General features: G+C 56.5%; 16 protein-coding genes. 9 read left to right on the plus strand and 7 right to left on the minus strand.

Annotated elements, in window-relative coordinates:
• Positions 1–158 precede the first annotated feature (158 nt).
• A complete protein-coding gene (locus ACOTZB_RS21345) occupies positions 159–491 on the plus strand; it encodes a YceK/YidQ family lipoprotein (RefSeq protein WP_047650018.1) in 333 nt (110 codons plus the stop codon).
• Here the strand turns inward: ACOTZB_RS21345 and ACOTZB_RS21350 are convergent.
• The 3 genes from ACOTZB_RS21350 to ACOTZB_RS21360 all read right to left on the minus strand — a co-directional run bounded on the left by ACOTZB_RS21350 (position 488) and on the right by ACOTZB_RS21360 (position 3721).
• Positions 488–1717 (minus strand): DUF3748 domain-containing protein, encoded by a 1230-nt coding sequence (locus ACOTZB_RS21350; RefSeq protein ID WP_421628482.1) that lies wholly within the window; start codon positions 1715–1717, stop codon positions 488–490. The genes ACOTZB_RS21345 and ACOTZB_RS21350 overlap by 4 nt on opposite strands.
• A 50-nt stretch (positions 1718–1767) precedes the next feature.
• Entirely contained in the window at positions 1768–2580 is an 813-nt protein-coding gene (gene yidA, locus ACOTZB_RS21355; protein ID WP_421628483.1) for a sugar-phosphatase, read from the minus strand.
• Positions 2581–2695: 115 nt separating this feature from the next.
• Complete coding sequence (locus tag ACOTZB_RS21360) at positions 2696–3721, minus strand: zinc-dependent alcohol dehydrogenase family protein (RefSeq protein ID WP_421628484.1); 1026 nt, start codon at positions 3719–3721, stop codon at positions 2696–2698.
• A 110-nt stretch (positions 3722–3831) separates the two neighbouring features.
• Here ACOTZB_RS21360 and ACOTZB_RS21365 point away from each other — a divergent pair, with 110 nt between their 5' ends.
• Positions 3832–4767, plus strand: a complete 936-nt coding sequence (locus ACOTZB_RS21365) for a LysR family transcriptional regulator (protein WP_421628485.1) — start codon at positions 3832–3834, stop codon at positions 4765–4767.
• A gap of 34 nt (positions 4768–4801) precedes the next feature.
• Here ACOTZB_RS21365 and gyrB read toward each other — a convergent pair whose 3' ends face one another.
• Genes gyrB through dnaA form a run of 4 tightly spaced genes read right to left on the minus strand, consistent with a single transcriptional unit; the run spans position 4802 to position 10814 of the window.
• On the minus strand, positions 4802–7213 hold the full coding sequence (gyrB, locus tag ACOTZB_RS21370; protein ID WP_421628486.1) for a DNA topoisomerase (ATP-hydrolyzing) subunit B: 2412 nt from the start codon (positions 7211–7213) through the stop codon (positions 4802–4804).
• A gap of 28 nt (positions 7214–7241) precedes the next feature.
• The gene (recF, locus tag ACOTZB_RS21375; RefSeq protein ID WP_023309805.1) at positions 7242–8315 is read right to left on the minus strand and encodes a DNA replication/repair protein RecF; all 1074 of its coding nucleotides are present in this window, start codon (positions 8313–8315) and stop codon (positions 7242–7244) included.
• The gene (gene dnaN / locus ACOTZB_RS21380) at positions 8315–9415 is read right to left on the minus strand and encodes a DNA polymerase III subunit beta (RefSeq protein WP_008500170.1); all 1101 of its coding nucleotides are present in this window, start codon (positions 9413–9415) and stop codon (positions 8315–8317) included. The genes recF and dnaN overlap by 1 nt, the downstream gene beginning before the upstream one ends.
• 4 nt (positions 9416–9419) lie before the next feature.
• Complete coding sequence (gene dnaA / locus ACOTZB_RS21385) at positions 9420–10814, minus strand: chromosomal replication initiator protein DnaA (protein ID WP_010426558.1); 1395 nt, start codon at positions 10812–10814, stop codon at positions 9420–9422.
• A gap of 596 nt (positions 10815–11410) precedes the next feature.
• Here dnaA and rpmH point away from each other — a divergent pair.
• The 7 genes from rpmH (at position 11411) to yidZ (ending at position 17458) form a co-directional block, all read left to right on the plus strand.
• Positions 11411–11551, plus strand: coding sequence for a 50S ribosomal protein L34 (rpmH, locus tag ACOTZB_RS21390; protein WP_000831330.1), 141 nt, complete (start codon positions 11411–11413; stop codon positions 11549–11551).
• Positions 11552–11567: 16 nt separating this feature from the next.
• Complete coding sequence (rnpA, locus tag ACOTZB_RS21395) at positions 11568–11927, plus strand: ribonuclease P protein component (protein ID WP_032640303.1); 360 nt, start codon at positions 11568–11570, stop codon at positions 11925–11927.
• The gene (gene yidD / locus ACOTZB_RS21400; protein ID WP_001307474.1) at positions 11891–12148 is read left to right on the plus strand and encodes a membrane protein insertion efficiency factor YidD; all 258 of its coding nucleotides are present in this window, start codon (positions 11891–11893) and stop codon (positions 12146–12148) included. The genes rnpA and yidD overlap by 37 nt, the downstream gene beginning before the upstream one ends.
• A gap of 2 nt (positions 12149–12150) precedes the next feature.
• A complete protein-coding gene (gene yidC / locus ACOTZB_RS21405) occupies positions 12151–13794 on the plus strand; it encodes a membrane protein insertase YidC (protein WP_421628487.1) in 1644 nt (547 codons plus the stop codon).
• Positions 13795–13866: 72 nt separating this feature from the next.
• Complete coding sequence (mnmE, locus tag ACOTZB_RS21410) at positions 13867–15231, plus strand: tRNA uridine-5-carboxymethylaminomethyl(34) synthesis GTPase MnmE (protein ID WP_021242672.1); 1365 nt, start codon at positions 13867–13869, stop codon at positions 15229–15231.
• A gap of 111 nt (positions 15232–15342) precedes the next feature.
• The gene (locus ACOTZB_RS21415; protein ID WP_421628488.1) at positions 15343–16518 is read left to right on the plus strand and encodes an MFS transporter; all 1176 of its coding nucleotides are present in this window, start codon (positions 15343–15345) and stop codon (positions 16516–16518) included.
• Complete coding sequence (yidZ, locus tag ACOTZB_RS21420) at positions 16487–17458, plus strand: HTH-type transcriptional regulator YidZ (protein ID WP_421628489.1); 972 nt, start codon at positions 16487–16489, stop codon at positions 17456–17458. Before ACOTZB_RS21415 ends, yidZ begins: the two co-directional genes overlap by 32 nt.
• The last annotated feature ends 44 nt before the right edge of the window (positions 17459–17502 follow it).

A 17502-nucleotide genomic window follows, 5' to 3' on the forward strand; every position in this document is an offset into this window, starting at 1 on the left:
TGCACTTTCCTGCATCTCGCTTAGACTGGGACAACAGCACAAAGGGTTAAATTGCGATGGCTGCCACAGTGCGGGGTTATCGGGCTATCCATTTTGGATAAGGCTCGCTATAACCCTGAGTTGCAGGTCTATGCAGTGCCATTAACGATGACTGAGTGATGATGAAAAATGTTCTGATAAAGCTGACGACGTTCAGCGGGGTAGTTTTACTTTGCGGGTGTTCGAGCGTGATGTCTCACACCGGCGGTAAAGAAGGAACATATCCGGGGACGCGCGCCAGCGCGGCGATGCTCTCCGATGACGATACAAACTGGGGCACCAAATCCCTGGTTATCCTGGATATGCCGTTTACGGCCGTGGCGGATACGCTTCTGCTGCCGTGGGATGTGTTTCGTAAGGACAACTCCGTGCGCTCACGGGTAGAAAAAAGCGAGCAGGAGAATCTGGCAACAAACGCCGTCATCCCGCCCGCTGACATGCCTCTACGCTAGCGCTGCGCGGTTTCCGTTGCCCAAAGCTGACGGAAACCGGCTGTCTCCTCCATCCACGCAATAACGCGCCCGTCAGGGGAAAACACGACCGCATCAGCAGACGGCGGGTTGCCATGATCGGACGTCAAAAACGTCACCTCTCCGGTCTGTGCGTCGCAGCAGGCGATCCGATTTTCGAGCACAAACCCCAGACTGCCGCCCGCAGGATGCCAGTTAAATGCAGACTGAATATCGCTCCCGGTACGCGTCAACTGGCGCGGCTCGCCGCCCTCAGGAGAGATCAGCCAAAGCTGCACAATGCCGTTATCATCCCGCATCAGAAACGCAATCTGCGTCCCCTGCGGGTTGCTGCGAACCCAGTGACGCGGCACGTTCACCAGGCCCGGGTACGCCCTCTGATGCGTAAAGGTTAAACGACGCTGCTCTACTCCTGCTGGCGGGGCTGGCAGGGTCCCCGTAGTGCCCTGTAGCGGCGCATCGCCCGCACGCTTCCAGCCCTGCTCGTCTTTCGGCAGGTCGACGATAAACAGTTCGGGTACTTTTTCGCCCTGCGCGGAGAGGGTATCGCCGATAAACGCCAGCCTGTCGTTGCCCACCCAGCCCTCTTCGTAAGCGCGGTTGATTTCATCGCTGCCCGGCTGCGGGTTGGGCGTCGTGCGGCTAACCAGCACGCTCCAGAAGGTTCCCGAATATTCACGGGGATGGTTCCCCTCCGGGTTCACCGGGCCGTAAGGCACAGCCACGCCGACGTTGCGTAAATCGAGTTTAGGATCGTGGTCGTGCAGGACATGGTCGTTATAGGTAAAGCTGACAAGCTGCCCGTTCGGGCTGAAGACATGGACGTGGCTGCCGCCGCGCAGCGCGCCTGCGGTGTAAGGCGCTGTGATATCCATCGCGTCCAGGTTGCTCACCTGACCGTTTTGCGCAATCACTCCCTGACGATGATGAAAATCGTAGTGCCAGTCTGCATCCGGGTTTTTCGGGCCGTGGATAAAGACATATTTCTCTTCTGCAGGATGAACGGTCACCACGCCGACATGCGCGCCGTCAGTGGCGCGATAAACCACCTCTACTTCGCCCGTACCGACATTGACCCGCTCGATGGTTTCACCGGTGAACGACGCGCCGGACGGGCGCACGTCGTAGACCAGCCACTGGCTGTCCGGCGTCCAGGTATTGATGTTGGTGAGCTGATGGTTGCGGGAAGCGAAGGTGATTTGTTTCATGAGGATACCCTGATGCGCAGTTATCGCATCAGGGTATCGCAAGCGGGTTTTTAGTTCAGCACAAACTTCTCAATGGCATAAGCCACGCCGTTTTCGAGGTTGGATTTGGTCACGAAGTTAGCCACTTCTTTCACGGATGGAATGGCGTTATCCATCGCCACGCCCATACCGGCGAATTCGATCATCGCGATGTCATTTTCCTGGTCGCCCAGCGCCATGATCTCTTCCTGTTTAATGCCCAGCGCATCGGCCAGTGATTTAACACCGGTGCCTTTATTGACGCGTTTATCGAGGATTTCGAGGAAGTACGGCGCACTTTTCAGCACGGTGTACTTCTCTTTTACCTCCGCCGGAATGCGCGCAATCGCTTTATCCAGGATCTCCGGCTCGTCGATCATCATCACTTTCAGGAACTGCGTCGCCGGGTCCATTTTCTCCGCTTCACAGAACACCAGCGGAATGGTCGCAACGTAGGATTCATGTACCGTGTAGTAGCTGATATCGCGGTTGGCGGTATAGAGCGTATTGCGATCGAGGGCGTGGAAGTGGGAACCCACTTCACGGGACAGTTTTTCCAGGAACAGGTAGTCATCGTAGCTCAGCGCGGTTTGCGCAACCGTACTGCCATCTGCGGCTTTCTGCACCAGCGCGCCGTTATAGGTGATGCAGTAGTCGCCCGGCTGATTCATGTGCAGTTCTTTCAGGTAGCTGTGCACGCCCGCATACGGACGCCCCGTGGTCAGGACCACATTCACGCCCTTTGCGCGCGCCGCGGCGATCGCGTTTTTAACGGCTGGAGAGATGGTGTGGTCTGGCAGCAGCAGCGTGCCGTCCATGTCGATTGCAATGAGTTTGATAGCCATGAGTTCCCCGGGATAAATGAGTGCTGCCTCATGCTAACGCGATTAAGCACACAAAAATAGAGCTACATTGCGCAACAGGAATGCCCCTTTTACGTTTACTCCGGGGAACAAAGGCTTACTCGCGGGTGAGAACAATTTTACCGAACGCGCCGCGATCGAGGTGTTCAAACGCCTGTTCAAGCTCGTTAAAACGGTAGCGATGCTCGATCACCGGCTTCAGTCCCGTGACGTCAACAGCGCGGACAAAATCTTCCAGCGCCCGGCGGTGCCCTACGCCAATCCCCTGAATGACGGGGGATTTCAGCAACAGTTCGCCAGCAGAGAGCGTAATCTCCGTCCCGGCCAGCACGCCAATGACGGAGATACGTCCGTGAACGGCAACGGCGCGCAGGGAATGCTTCAGGTTCTCTCCACCGACGGTTTCGATAATATGGTCGATGCCGCGATCCTGCGTGAGCGCCAGCGTATTTTCAGCCCAGTCGCCCTTAAGGCGGTTGATGCCGTGGCTGGCCCCCAGTTTTTTGGCGAGCGCCAGCTTTTCATCGCTCCCGGATGTGACAATGACTTCTGCGCCGTGCGCTTTAGCAATTTGCAGGGCGAATATCGCCACGCCGCCCGTGCCCTGTACCAGCACCGATTGCCCGGCGCGCAGCTGGCCGCGTTCCACCAGCGCAAACCAGGCGGTAAGCCCTGCGCAGGGTAAGGTGCTGGCCTCGGCGTCATCCAGGGTCTCCGGGGAGGCCGCCAGCGCGTCTTCACCCACAATCACATACTCGGACAGCATTCCCTGAAAGTATCCGCCGGACGTTTTATAGGGCAAATTACGCGCGTCCGCCTGCGGCTTACCGTCGATCCACTCCGGGAAGAAGGTTGAGATGACGCGGGCACCGGGCTGGAAGCGCGTGACGCCTTCGCCAATGCTGTCCACCACGCCCGCCATGTCTGACGCCGGGGTAAACGGGAAGGAAAGCGGGATCGGCATTGTGCCTTCAACAACCATTTTATCGCGATAGTTGAGCGCAACAGCATTCACCCTAACGCGCACTTCACCCGGGCCAGGCTGTGGAACGGGTGCCTGGGTCAGCTTGAGATTCTCGCGCCCGAGTGCGTCCATGGACCAGCGTTGCATTGTCTCTGTCATTTTATTTCTCCTGCCATCAGATGAGCTTTAGTCCTGACAGTCTACCGTTGACTAAAGGTCGCCAGTGGCGATAAGTTTTCTCTTTATTGACGCCAAAATAGATACAATCTATGACCGATACGCTGAAGGATATTCCTGTTTTTGTGGCCGCCGTTGAGGCGGGAAGTTTTGCTCAGGCCGCCATTCGTCTGCATTTATCACGCTCGGCGGTGGGGAAAAGCATCGCTCGCCTTGAACAACGCCTGGGGGTACGTCTTTTTCAGCGCACCACCCGCAGCCAGAGTCTGACCGATAACGGCGCCCTTTTTTATGAACGCTGCCTGCGCGCGCTGGAGGAGATTCGGGGTGCAGAATCGCTGCTTGAAACGGGGAAACAGCAGGTCAGTGGCCGCCTGCGCGTTGCCATGCCGGTGCTGTTTGGCCGCCAGTGCGTCGCCCCGCTGCTGATAGCGCTGGCGCAGGAACACCCCGGGCTTGAACTGGAAATGTCATTCAGCGACCGCGTGGTGGATCTCGTCGAGGAAGGGTTTGATATGGCAGTGCGTAACGGCACGCTTCAGGACAGCAGCGTGCTGGTCGCCAGAAAGCTGGGAGAACACCGCATGGTGCTGTGCGCCGCGCCGGAGTATCTGCTGAAGAAAGGCCAGCCACAAAGCGTTAATGATTTATCCCAGCATACGGCCATCAACTATTTGAGCGCAGGCAGAGTGTTGTCCTGGCAGCTGATGGATAACGAAGGAACGTCGCACACCTTTACACCCCGATCGTCCCTCAATATGGATGATTTGCAGGCGATCTGCGACGCTGCGCTGGCCGGACACGGCATTGCATGGCTGCCCTGCTGGATGGTCGTCAAAGATATTCACCAGGGTAAACTCGTCCCGCTCTTAAAGCAGGTACCGGATGTGCATTTCAACGTTCATGCCGTGTGGCAGCAGACGCCACATCTGCCGCTGAGGGTAAGAATAGCGATAGATACGCTGGCGAGCCGTTTACCGGCAGCGATGTCACTGGATCTTCCAGCGTCCATAAAAAAGCCGCGCTAAAAGCGCGGCCAGTTATCGTGAGGTATCACGTCGATTAAATATCGATATTTGCCGCTTTCAGGGCGTTCTCTTCGATGAAGGCACGACGTGGTTCAACCGCATCGCCCATCAGGGTCGTGAACAGCTGGTCAGCAGCAATCGCGTCCTTAACGGTAACGCGCAGCATGCGGCGGCTTTCCGGATCCATGGTGGTTTCCCACAGCTGCTCCGGGTTCATTTCGCCCAGACCTTTATAGCGCTGGATCGCGAGGCCACGACGGGACTCTTTCACCAGCCAGTCCAGCGCCTGCTCGAAGCTGGCTACCGGCTGACGACGTTCGCCACGTTCGATGAACGCATCGTCTTCGATCAGGCCGCGCAGCGTCTCGCCGAGCGTGCAGATACGGCGGTATTCCGGACCAGTCACAAACTCGTGTTCCAGCGGATAGTCGGTGTCAACGCCGTGGGTACGCACGCGAATAATAGGCTCGAACTGCTTATCGGCGTTCTGCTGGATATCGCATTTCCACATGCTGCCGTGCTGCTCTTTCTCGTTGAGATCGGTCACCAGGGCGTTCACCCAGCGGGTTACGGTCTGCTCGTTGCTCAAATCGGCTTCGGTCAGGGTTGGCTGATAAACCAGCTCCTTCAGCAGCGTTTTCGGATAGCGGCGTTCCATACGCGTAATCATTTTCTGCGTCGCGTTGAACTCGGACACCAGACGCTCCAGCGGCTCACCGGCCAGTGCAGGGGCGTGCGAGTTCGCGTGCAGGGTCGCGCCATCAAGGGCGATCGCGATTTGGTACTGATCCATCGCTTCGTCATCTTTAATGTACTGTTCCTGCTTGCCCTTCTTAACTTTGTACAGCGGCGGCTGGGCAATGTAGACGTGGCCACGTTCAACGATTTCAGGCATCTGACGATAGAAGAAGGTCAACAGCAGCGTACGAATGTGCGAGCCGTCGACGTCCGCATCGGTCATGATGATGATGCTGTGGTAGCGCAGTTTGTCCGGGTTGTACTCATCGCGACCAATGCCGCAGCCCAGCGCGGTGATGAGCGTCGCCACTTCCTGAGAAGAGAGCATCTTGTCGAAACGGGCTTTCTCAACGTTGAGGATTTTACCCTTCAGCGGCAGAATCGCCTGGTTCTTACGGTTACGGCCCTGCTTCGCAGAACCGCCCGCGGAGTCCCCTTCCACGAGGTACAGTTCGGACAGCGCCGGGTCGCGTTCCTGGCAGTCAGCCAGTTTGCCCGGCAGGCCTGCCAGGTCCAGCGCGCCTTTACGACGGGTCATTTCACGGGCTTTACGCGCCGCTTCACGGGCACGCGCCGCATCGATAATTTTACCCACCACGATTTTCGCATCGGACGGGTTTTCCAGCAGATATTCGCTCAGCAGTTCGTTCATCTGCTGTTCAACCGCCGATTTCACCTCGGAAGAGACCAGCTTGTCTTTGGTCTGTGAGGAGAACTTCGGATCCGGCACCTTCACGGAGACAACGGCAATCAGGCCTTCACGGGCGTCATCGCCGGTGGCGCTGACTTTCGCTTTCTTGCTGTAGCCTTCTTTGTCCATGTAGGCGTTCAGGGTACGGGTCATCGCCGCACGGAAGCCTGCAAGGTGCGTACCGCCGTCACGCTGCGGAATGTTGTTGGTGAAGCAGTAGATGTTTTCCTGGAAACCGTCGTTCCATTGCAGCGCCACTTCCACGCCGATACCGTCTTTTTCGGTGGAGAAGTAGAAGATATTCGGGTGAATAGGCGTTTTGTTCTTGTTCAGATACTCAACGAACGCCTTGATACCGCCTTCGTAGTGGAAGTGGTCTTCTTTGTTATCACGCTTGTCGCGCAGGCGAATCGAGACGCCGGAGTTCAGGAACGACAGTTCACGCAGGCGTTTCGCCAGGATGTCGTACTCGAATTCGGTGACGTTGGTGAAGGTTTCAAGGCTCGGCCAGAAACGCACCATGGTACCGGTTTTGTCGGTGTCGCCAGTGACGGCCAGCGGTGCCTGCGGCACGCCGTGCGTATAGAGCTGACGGTGAATTTTGCCTTCGCGCTGGATAACCAGCTCCAGCTTCTGCGACAGGGCATTAACCACGGAGACGCCTACGCCGTGCAGGCCGCCGGAAACTTTATAGGAGTTATCGTCAAACTTACCGCCTGCGTGCAGGACGGTCATGATCACTTCCGCAGCAGATACGCCCTCTTCCGGGTGAATACCGGTTGGGATGCCACGACCATCATCGGTGACGGAGACGGAGTTGTCCGCATGGATGGTGACCACGATGTCTTTACAGTGACCCGCGAGCGCTTCGTCGATAGCGTTATCTACCACCTCGAATACCATGTGGTGCAGACCGGTGCCGTCATCCGTGTCGCCGATATACATACCCGGGCGCTTACGCACCGCATCCAGCCCTTTCAGGACTTTGATACTGGAGGAGTCATAAGAATTCGACATCAACGTTTCTCGCTCATTTCAACTTGGGTTAATCCGTTATTTTACCCTTTTCCACGGTAAACATCTTCGAATTTTCGTCCGACATGTCTATAACGTGTTCAGCGCTAATGGCGCTGACGAAAACCTGCGACTGCGTGGCTTTTAAGCGGCTGGCAAGCAGCCCGCGCCGCGCGTCGTCAAGTTCCGAGGCAAAATCATCTATCAGGTACAGGCAGCGTCTTCCGCTCTCGCGGGTGAGAAACTCTCCCTGTGCCAGGCGCAGCGCACACATCAGGAGCTTGAGCTGCCCGCGCGACAGCGTGTCTTCCACCGGTGCACCGTCGGCACGAATGCGGAAATCCGCCTTGTGCGGGCCGTGCGCGGTGTAGGTCAACATGCGGTCACGCTCGAAGCTTCTCTCTAACACCTCGGCATAATCCGTCTCTTTCTCCCAGCCGCGCTGGAAGGAGAAGGTGAGAGAAAATTCAGGTAAAAACTGTTTGCAGGTGTCGGCCATGTCTTCGGCGATACCTGCGCTGTATTCGGCACGCCAGTTGCTGATTTGTTCCGCGAGAGGAATTAACTCCATGTCCCACGGACGCAGCTGGGCGTAACGGGTAACCTGGCGCAGTGCAGCGTTACGCTGCTTGAGCAGACGCTTCAGGTTGCTCCAGGCGTTAAAGAAACCGGCTTCGTTGTGAAAGCATCCCCAGTCGAGGAACGCTCTTCTGTATTTGGGGCCGCCGTTGAGTAAAGTAAACCCCTCCGGCGTAATCAGCTGCATTGGCATCAGCAGCGCCAGCTCCGCCACTTTATGGCCGTCGGTGCCGTCGATGCGCACCTTGCTGTCGCCCTGCTTGTCTTTGGTCAGGCCGATGGCAGTTTCCCGCTCCGCCCCCTGCAAACGCCCGTGCAAAACAAAGGATTCCTGCTCGTGGCGAATGACGCGACCAATCTGCAAACTGCGAAACGCCCGACCGTGGCCGAGCGTATAGATGGCCTCAAGCACGCTGGTTTTGCCGCTGCCGTTTGCGCCAACCAGGAAGTTAAAGCCAGGGGATAAAGCGAGATCCGCGCTTTCGATATTGCGAAAGTCGCGGATCAACAGACGGGTGAGCGACATTACAGTCTCATTGGCATAACAACATAGGCAGCCGACTGTGATGCGGCATCTTCAATCTGTACGCTTGAAACGGAGTCGGTCAGCAGGATGCGCACGTTCTCGCATTTCAGCGCATTCAGCACATCCAGTACGTAGCTGACGTTAAAGCCGATTTCCATCTCAGCGCCGGCGTAGGTGACGTCCAGAATTTCTTCTGCCTCCTCCTGCTCCGGGTTGTTAGCGGTGATTTTGATCTGGTTTTCACTCACGTACAGGCGCACGCCGCGGAATTTCTCGTTAGAGAGAATGGCCGCACGCGCAAACGCCTGCTTGAGGCTATCGCAGCCTGCTTCCAGCGTTTTGTCCGGATTTTTCGGCAATACGCGGCGATAATCCGGGAAACGACCGTCAACCAGCTTCGAGGTGAAGACAAAATCACCCACGTGGGCGCGGATGTTATTGCTGCCGATCTGCACGCGCAGCGGCGTGTCGCCACCGTCGAGCATACGCATCAGCTCAATCACCCCTTTACGCGGCACGATCACCGAATGGTTTGGCAGTGAGTCGCCAATCGGCATGGAACAGACCGCCAGACGGTGGCCGTCGGTAGCTACAGTACGCAGCTCTTCACCTTCGGTTTCGAACAGCATGCCGTTTAAGTAGTAACGAACGTCCTGATGCGCCATGGAGAACTGCGTGGCTTCAATCAGACGCTTCATCGTCGCCTGCGGCAGGGTGAATTCCACTTCGCTCTGCCAGTCGTCCAGGTTCGGGAAGTCCGCAGCAGGCAGCGTGGAGAGCGAGAAACGGCTGCGGCCAGAGCGCACCAGCATACGGTCGCCTTCCAGCTGCACGGCGATTTCAGCGCCTTCCGGCAGCCCGCGGCAGATATCAAAGAATTTACGTGCCGGAACCGTGGTCGCGCCCGCGTCGTGCGGCTGCGTCAGCGTAACGCGCGCGATCATTTCCATTTCCAGATCTGTACCGGTCAGCGACAGCGTACCGTCCGCGACCTGAAGCAGCAGGTTTCCGAGAATAGGCAGCGTTGGGCGGCCACCTAATGGGCCACTCACCTGTTGCAGCGGTTTTAATAAATGTTCACGTTCAACGGTAAATTTCATAGCGTCACGATGATAATGTTCTGATTAAATTGGAAAAATCTTCTTTTATGTCGTGGCTTTCTTCGCGTAACTGCTCAATCTTACGACAAGCGTGCAGCACGGTCGTATGGTCACGGCCACCAAACGCATCCCCGATTTCCGGCAGACTGTGGTTGGTTAACTCCTTTGCCAGCGCCATCGCCATCTGACGCGGACGCGCCACCGAGCGGGAACGACGTTTAGACAGTAAATCTGCCACTTTGATCTTGTAGTACTCAGCCACCGTCTTTTGAATATTGTCGATAGTGACCAGTTTTTCCTGCAATGCCAGCAAATCGCGCAGCGCTTCACGCACAAAATCGATGGTGATCGCACGACCGGTGAAGTTGGCATTGGCGATAACGCGGTTCAGTGCCCCTTCCAGTTCACGCACGTTGGAGCGCAGACGCTTGGCAATGAAGAACGCCACTTCGCCCGGCAGGCGAATGTCGTTTTCATCGGCTTTCTTCATCAGGATCGCGACGCGGGTTTCCAGCTCCGGTGGCTCGATCGCCACGGTCAGGCCCCAGCCGAAGCGGGATTTCAGACGATCTTCAACGCCGTTGATCTCTTTTGGATAACGATCCGAAGTCAAAATGATCTGCTGATTGCCTTCCAGCAGAGCATTGAAGGTGTGGAAAAACTCTTCCTGCGATCGTTCTTTATTCGCAAAGAACTGGATGTCATCGATGAGCAGCGCGTCAACGGAACGATAGTAGCGTTTAAACTCTTCGATCGCATTGTTTTGCAGGGCTTTTACCATGTCCTGAACGAAGCGTTCGGAGTGCATATACACTACTTTGGCATTGGGCTTGCGGGCCATAATGCCGTTACCCACCGCATGCAGCAGGTGCGTTTTACCCAGACCCGTGCCGCCATAAAGGAACAGCGGGTTGTAGGCCCCACCGGGATTATCAGCAACCTGACGAGCCGCCGCGCGCGCCAGCTGGTTCGACTTACCTTCAACGAAGTTATCGAACGTGTGTTTCACGTTAACGTTAGAGCGGTAGGTTGGCTCAGCCGGTGCAGGGACATTATCCCAGCCCTGACGAGCGGGTGCGACGCGAGGGGCCGGAGCAGGAGCGGCCTGAGCGGGTGCTGCTACGTTCACGGTTTCACGAACGGTTTGGGTGACCGGCTTTGTGCCCACTTCAAAGCGCAGCTGCGGGGCATCTGACCCGCAGAAATCGTTCAGCAGTCCATTAATGTTATTAAGGTACTTGTCCCTTACCCAATCGAGCACAAAACGGTTTGGCGCATACAAAGCCAGCGTGTTATCGCTCAGTTCCGCCTGCAACGGGCGGATCCACATACTGAATTCTGTGGCTGGTAACTCATCCTGCAATCGGGCAAGACACTGCTGCCAAAGCGAAAGTGACACGGCGGACTCCACTCGAACAATAAAAGAAAACTATTGAATATTCATGATTGTTGGCGCACATCGACATGACCCAATGAGGGTGATGTGCGAACCGCTATCTGCGGTTATACCCGGCCAGGATCGCTGGCTCCCGATCGGGACCGCGGATCATAGCCTAAACTGAGCCAGAGATCTTCTGTTTCTCACAGATTCTTCCCGATTTATCCACAGGAAGATCCGGAACCGGGTAAGTGTAAACGATCCTGGCGCCAGTGCCCCACGATTTAGTCCGCATATTGGAAAAATTAATGAGCACAGATAATTTATTGCTTAAATGATCTAACGAAGATCCGGGACGATCCTTGCGCTTTGTTGGCGAGGCCGTATAATCCTCGACCCGGCGCGTGATGCTCATCTTCCTGCGTCGTCCGTTGCTCATTTTCCACGCGAAAACGTGCGGAAATACGCGGGAAATAAGGAAAGAGAATTGACTCCGGAGTGTACAATTATTACAATCCGGCCTCTTTAATCACCCACGCTGAGGCGTTAGTCGTTCGAAACTCGTTCGGGTATACGCAAAAGTCAGTGAATTTATTCAAGTTTAGGTAGAAATCGCCATGAAACGCACTTTTCAACCGTCTGTACTGAAGCGCAACCGTTCTCACGGCTTCCGTGCTCGTATGGCTACTAAAAATGGTCGTCAGGTTCTGGCACGTCGTCGTGCTAAAGGCCGCGCTCGTCTGACCGTTTCCAAGTAATAAAGCTAACCCCTGAGTGGTTAAGCTAGCATTTCCCAGGGAGTTACGTTTGTTAACTCCCGCTCATTTCACTTTCGTCTTCCAGCAGCCACTACGGGCTGGCACGCCGCAAATCACCATCCTCGGCCGCCAAAATTCGCTGGGGCATCCCCGCATCGGTCTCACAGTCGCCAAGAAAAATGTTAAGCGTGCGCATGAACGCAATCGGATTAAACGTCTGACGCGTGAAAGCTTCCGTTTACGTCAGCACGAACTGCCTTCAATGGATTTCGTGGTGGTGGCGAAGAAAGGGGTTGCCGACCTCGATAACCGTGCTCTCTCGGAAGCGTTGGAAAAATTATGGCGCCGCCACTGTCGCCTGGCTCACGGGTCCTGATAGCCCTCATTCGGGTCTATCAACGCCTGATTAGTCCGCTACTCGGGCCGCACTGCCGTTTCACACCAACATGCTCAAGCTACGGAATTGAGGCATTGCGCAGGTTTGGAGTGATAAAAGGCAGTTGGTTGACGGTGAAACGCGTATTAAAATGCCACCCTTTACACCCAGGTGGAGACGACCCCGTCCCCCCAGGACCCTTTGATACCAGAGAACACTAACGATGGATTCGCAACGCAATCTTCTTATCATCGCTTTGTTGTTCGTGTCTTTCATGATCTGGCAGGCATGGGAGCAGGATAAAAATCCTCAACCCCAGCAGCAGACCACGCAGACTACGACCACCGCAGCGGGTAGCGCCGCCGACCAGGGCGTACCGGCCAGTGGCCAGGGGAAACAGATTACGGTTAAGACCGATGTGCTTGAGCTGACAATCAACACCCGTGGTGGTGATATTGAGCAGGCGCTGCTGTTGACCTACCCGAAAGAGCTGAAGTCTAACGAACCGTTCCAGTTACTGGAAACCACGCCTGAGTTTATCTATCAGGCGCAGAGCGGCCTGACCGGTCGTGATGGCCCGGATAACCCGGCTAACGGTGCGCGTCCACTGTATAACGTCGAGAGCGACACCTTTGTGCTGGCTGATGGTCAGAACGAACTCGCGATCCCGATGACGTACACCGACGCCGCAGGCAACACCTTCACTAAAACCTTCACCCTGAAGCGCGGTGAATATGCGGTGAAAGTGGGCTACAGCGTACAGAACGCCAGTGCGAAACCGCTGGAACTGTCTACCTTTGGCCAGCTGAAGCAGTCCATCAATCTGCCGTCTCACCGTGATACCGGAAGCAGCAACTTTGCGCTGCATACCTTCCGTGGCGCGGCGTACTCCACGCCAGACGCGAAGTATGAGAAATACAAATTCGACACCATTGCGGATAACGAAAACCTGAACGTTAGTTCCAAAGGCGGTTGGGTTGCGATGCTGCAACAGTATTTCGCTACGGCCTGGATCCCAAACAACGACGGTACGAATAACTTCTATACCGCGAACCTGGGCAACGGTCTTGCAGCCATCGGCTACAAATCTCAGCCGGTTCTGGTTCAGCCGGGTCAAACCGGTAAGATGGCAAGCACCCTGTGGGTCGGCCCGGAAATTCAGGACAAAATGGCCGCTGTTGCGCCGCACCTGGATCTGACCGTTGATTACGGTTGGTTGTGGTTCATCTCTCAGCCGCTGTTTAAGCTGCTGAAGTTCATCCACAGCTTCCTGGGTAACTGGGGCTTCTCCATCATCGTTATTACCTTCATCGTTCGTGGCATCATGTACCCGCTGACTAAAGCGCAGTACACCTCCATGGCGAAGATGCGTATGCTGCAGCCGAAGATTCAGGCAATGCGTGAGCGTCTGGGCGATGACAAACAGCGTCAGAGCCAGGAAATGATGGCCCTGTACAAAGCAGAGAAAGTGAACCCACTGGGTGGTTGCTTCCCGCTGCTGATTCAGATGCCAATCTTCCTTGCGCTGTACTACATGCTGATGGGTTCCGTTGAGCTGCGCCACGCGCCGTTCGCACTGTGGATCCATGACCTGTCCGCACAGGACCCGTACTACATCCTGCCGATCCTGATGGGCGTGACGATGTTCTTCATCCAGAAGATGTCGCCGACCACCGTGACCGACCCGATGCAGCAGAAGATCATGACCTTTATGCCGGTCATCTTCACCGTGTTCTTCCTGTGGTTCCCGTCAGGTCTGGTGCTGTACTATATCGTCAGCAACCTGGTGACCATCATCCAGCAGCAGCTGATTTACCGTGGTCTGGAAAAACGTGGCCTGCATAGCCGCGAAAAGAAAAAGTCCTGATTCGGTAAGTTAACGCTAAAATAAGGGCGGTCGATTGACCGCCTTTTTTATTTGTATTGAACGAGACCAACCATGAGCCATAACGACACTATCGTCGCCCAGGCAACCCCACCGGGACGCGGTGGTGTAGGCATTCTGCGTATCTCCGGCCTGAAGGCGCGCGAGGTGGCCGAAGCGGTGCTGGGTAAACTGCCAAAGCCGCGCTACGCTGATTACCTGCCGTTTAAAGATACCGACGGCACGCCGCTGGACCAGGGCATTGCGCTGTGGTTCCCCGGCCCGAACTCTTTCACCGGCGAAGACGTGCTGGAGCTGCAGGGCCACGGCGGCCCGGTTATCCTCGACCTGCTGTTAAAACGTATCCTGACCCTGCCGGGCCTGCGCATTGCGAAGCCGGGCGAGTTCTCCGAGCGTGCCTTCCTCAACGACAAGCTCGACCTGGCGCAGGCAGAAGCGATTGCAGACCTGATCGACGCCAGCTCAGAACAGGCGGCCCGCTCCGCTCTGAACTCGCTGCAGGGGGCATTCTCCGCCCGCGTAAATCACCTTGTGGAAGCACTCACTCACCTGCGGATCTACGTGGAAGCGGCTATCGACTTCCCGGATGAGGAGATCGACTTCCTCTCTGACGGTAAAATCGAAGCGCAGCTCAACCAGGTGATGGCCGATCTCGACGCCGTTCGCGCCGAAGCGCGCCAGGGCAGCCTGCTGCGCGAAGGGATGAAGGTGGTGATTGCCGGACGCCCTAACGCCGGGAAATCGAGCCTGCTGAACGCCCTGGCGGGCCGTGAAGCGGCGATCGTCACCGACATTGCCGGCACCACTCGCGACGTGCTGCGCGAGCACATCCACATCGACGGGATGCCGCTGCACATCATCGACACTGCCGGCCTGCGCGATGCCAGCGACGAGGTTGAGCGCATCGGTATCGAACGTGCCTGGCAGGAGATCGAGCAGGCTGACCGTGTGCTGTTTATGGTGGACGGCACCACGACCGACGCCGTTGACCCGGCTGAGATCTGGCCAGACTTTATCGCCCGTCTGCCGGCTAAACTGCCCATCACCGTGGTGCGTAACAAAGCGGACGTCACCGGCGAAACGCTGGGTATCAGCGATGTAAATGGTCACTCACTGATTCGCCTGTCGGCGCGTACCGGTGAAGGCGTTGACGACCTGCGTAACCATCTCAAGCAGAGCATGGGCTTTGATACCAGCATGGAAGGCGGCTTTCTGGCGCGTCGTCGTCACCTGCAGGCGCTGGAAGAGGCGGCGAACCACCTTGTTCAGGGTAAAGCGCAGCTGATCGGCGCGTGGGCGGGTGAACTGCTGGCGGAAGAGCTGCGTCTGGCGCAGCAGAATCTGAGCGAGATCACCGGGGAGTTTACGTCGGACGATCTGCTGGGACGGATCTTCTCGAGCTTCTGTATTGGTAAGTAATTCCCGCTAATCAATGGTGATTTCCTCCCTGGAAATCACCATTGTCCAAATGGCAACTCGCCTAATCTCTTTTCACCCCCTATCCTGCATGCCTGCATCTATGGGGGGTTTATGGCGCGTTTTCTGTTTTGTAGTTTCGCATTAGTTCTGCTTTATCCGTCCGGCATTGATATGTATCTGGTAGGATTGCCGCACATCGCCCGCGATCTGGGCGCCAGCGAGGCGCAGCTGCACATCGCATTTTCGGCCTATCTTGCGGGGATGGCGTCGTCGATGGTCTTTGCCGGGAAGATCGCGGATAAGGCAGGCCGTCAGCCCGTCGCAATAACGGGTGCCATCATCTTTGCCCTGGCCTCCCTTCTCTGCTCACAGGCGCAAAACAGCACGCTGTTCCTGGCCGGACGGTTTATTCAGGGCATTGGAGCAGGTGGCTGCTACGTCGTCGCGTTTGCCATTTTGCGCGACACCCTCAGCGCCCAGCGTCGCGCTAAGGTGCTTTCGATGCTGAACGGTATTACCTGCATTATCCCGGTGCTGGCCCCGGTCGTGGGATATCTGATCATGCTGAAATTCCCGTGGCAGAGCCTGTTCTGGACCATGGCGGCGATGGGCGCGCTGGTGTTTATCCTGTCCATCGGCGTGCTGAAAGAGACCCACCCGGGCTCGCAGAATACCGGTCATACCGCAACCATTCACCCAGCCGAGAAGCTGCTTAACCGCTTTTTCCTCAGTCGTCTGGCCGTGACCATGTTAAGCGTGGCGGTGATCCTGACCTATGTAAACGTTTCCCCGGTTTTACTGATGGAGACCATGGGCTTCGATCGCGGTGAGTATTCAACGGTGATGGCATTAACCGCGATGGTCAGTATGGCCGTTTCGTTTTCGACGCCGTTTGCGCTGAATATCTTCCGCCAGCGCACGCTGATGCTGACCTCACAGGTTTTATTCCTCACGGCTGGCGCGATCCTGGCAACCACCAGCTCGCATGCGGTGATGCTGGCGGGTATTACCCTTATTTGTGCCGGGTTCTCGGTTGGCTTTGGCGTGGCGATGAGCCAGGCGCTTGGCCCCTTCTCGCTGCGGGCAGGCGTGGCAAGCTCGGTGCTGGGAATTGCGCAGGTCTGCGGCTCGTCGCTGTGGATTTGGCTGGCGGCGGTCATCGGGCTTAACGCGCTGAATATGCTGATCGGGGTTCTGATTGGCTGTAGCATACTGTGCATTACCTTACTTATGGTCATCCAGCCCGCGGCGCATTATGAAGAAGCCCATCAGCAGTCTCGATCTTAACCTGTTGCTGTGCCTGCAGCTTTTGCTGCAGGAGCGCAGCGTCACCAAAGCGGCGAAGCGGATGAACGTGACGCCGTCTGCGGTGAGTAAATCGCTGGCCAAGCTGCGTGACTGGTTTGACGACCCGCTGTTTGTCAAAACGCCGTTGGGGCTGCTGCCGACCCCGCTGACGGTAAGCCTCGAGCAGGATTTGGCTGACTGGATGCAAATCGGCAACCAGATCCTCGATAAATTCCACCATGATTCCCCGGGCGGGCTAACGTTTGTGCTGGCCGCCGAAACACCGTTGATGCTGATCCGCTTTAACGCCCTTCTGGAGCAGGTGAACCAGCGCTATCCGCAGGCTACGGTGAAGATGCGTCACTGGGATTATGACTCGCTGGACGCCATTACGCGTGGAGAGGTGGATCTGGGATTCACCGGACGCGAAACGCACCCGCGATCGCGTGAATTGCTGAAGCTAATGCCGTGGTTCATCGACTATGAGATCCTGTTCAGCGACCGTCCGTGCGTGTATCTGCGTGAGGATCACCCCGCGCTACAGGACGAATGGAATCTTGAGACCTTCCTGCGCTACCCGCACATCAGCATCTTCTGGGAACGCAGCGACACCTGGGCACTGGACGAAGTGCTAAAGGAGATGGGTCAGGAGAGAAACATTGCCATGAGCGTGCCGGGCTTTGAGCAGTCGATGTTTATGGCAGCGCAGCCCGGTCACAACTATATCGCCACGGCTCCGCACTACTGTCATCACTACAATCAACTCCACCAGCGGAAGCTGATCGCGCTGCCCATTCCCATTGACGAAGCGCAGGCTGAAAAGCTTACCGTTCCCTTCACGCTGATCTGGCATAAACGGAACAGCCATAATCCGAAAATCCTCTGGCTGCGGGAAACCATCAAGGCGCTGTACGGTGCCAGCGATCCAATTTTTGCCTAAGAAAATGTAAAGTTCGGTCCTGAGGCTTCTCTTACTCCCATTTA

The sequence above is a fragment of the Enterobacter cloacae complex sp. SHL020 genome, from assembly GCF_049236945.1.
Classification (GTDB): domain Bacteria; phylum Pseudomonadota; class Gammaproteobacteria; order Enterobacterales; family Enterobacteriaceae; genus Enterobacter; species Enterobacter dykesii.

Excerpts from the sequence above, each read along its gene's own strand:
- yidA (WP_421628483.1), bottom strand. The coding sequence starts at position 2,580 with ATGGCTATCAAACTCATTGCAATCGACATGGACGGCACGCTGCTGCTG.
- ACOTZB_RS21365 (WP_421628485.1), top strand. The coding sequence starts at position 3,832 with ATGACCGATACGCTGAAGGATATTCCTGTTTTTGTGGCCGCCGTTGAG.
- ACOTZB_RS21415 (WP_421628488.1), top strand. The coding sequence starts at position 15,343 with ATGGCGCGTTTTCTGTTTTGTAGTTTCGCATTAGTTCTGCTTTATCCG.
- mnmE (WP_021242672.1), top strand. The coding sequence starts at position 13,867 with ATGAGCCATAACGACACTATCGTCGCCCAGGCAACCCCACCGGGACGC.
- recF (WP_023309805.1), bottom strand. The coding sequence starts at position 8,315 with ATGTCGCTCACCCGTCTGTTGATCCGCGACTTTCGCAATATCGAAAGC.
- gyrB (WP_421628486.1), bottom strand. The coding sequence starts at position 7,213 with ATGTCGAATTCTTATGACTCCTCCAGTATCAAAGTCCTGAAAGGGCTG.
- ACOTZB_RS21360 (WP_421628484.1), bottom strand. The coding sequence starts at position 3,721 with ATGACAGAGACAATGCAACGCTGGTCCATGGACGCACTCGGGCGCGAG.
- rpmH (WP_000831330.1), top strand. The coding sequence starts at position 11,411 with ATGAAACGCACTTTTCAACCGTCTGTACTGAAGCGCAACCGTTCTCAC.
- yidZ (WP_421628489.1), top strand. The coding sequence starts at position 16,487 with ATGAAGAAGCCCATCAGCAGTCTCGATCTTAACCTGTTGCTGTGCCTG.
- yidC (WP_421628487.1), top strand. The coding sequence starts at position 12,151 with ATGGATTCGCAACGCAATCTTCTTATCATCGCTTTGTTGTTCGTGTCT.
- ACOTZB_RS21345 (WP_047650018.1), top strand. The coding sequence starts at position 159 with ATGATGAAAAATGTTCTGATAAAGCTGACGACGTTCAGCGGGGTAGTT.
- yidD (WP_001307474.1), top strand. The coding sequence starts at position 11,891 with ATGGCGCCGCCACTGTCGCCTGGCTCACGGGTCCTGATAGCCCTCATT.
- ACOTZB_RS21350 (WP_421628482.1), bottom strand. The coding sequence starts at position 1,717 with ATGAAACAAATCACCTTCGCTTCCCGCAACCATCAGCTCACCAACATC.
- dnaN (WP_008500170.1), bottom strand. The coding sequence starts at position 9,415 with ATGAAATTTACCGTTGAACGTGAACATTTATTAAAACCGCTGCAACAG.